The 322-nt window shown below is 57.5% G+C and carries 1 protein-coding gene; it reads right to left on the bottom strand.

Annotation, left to right across the window (positions count from 1 at the left end; all coding sequences use genetic code 11):
• The coding region (locus PQR62_RS25600; protein ID WP_408160899.1) for a hypothetical protein at positions 1-322 on the bottom strand (322 nt) is incomplete at both ends.

The raw sequence follows: 322 nt of genomic DNA on the forward strand, positions 1-322 counted from the left end.
GCTGCCGGTGACATCCTGGATGTTGACATAGGTGTCGCCGTTGGCGTAACTGACTTGCCCCGTCACCGCATCGCCGCCGACATTATTGAACAGGTCAACCTTGACGCCGTTGACCGAATACGAATAGTTGACGCGGTTATGCAGCGTGCCGCTGCCTCCATCGAACTTGTTGGCTACGACATTGGCAAAGAACGTATCGTCGTATTGCGTACCGGTCACGTTCTCGATGCCATTGAACTTGTCGCCGGCAGCAAACCCGCCGCTGGTGCCGGTGCCGTCGGTGTGATTCAGATCGATCGTGACGCCGTTGCCGTCGTTGGCA

Source organism: Herbaspirillum lusitanum (genome assembly GCF_046025995.1).
Classification (GTDB): Bacteria; Pseudomonadota; Gammaproteobacteria; order Burkholderiales; family Burkholderiaceae_D; genus Herbaspirillum; species Herbaspirillum lusitanum_A.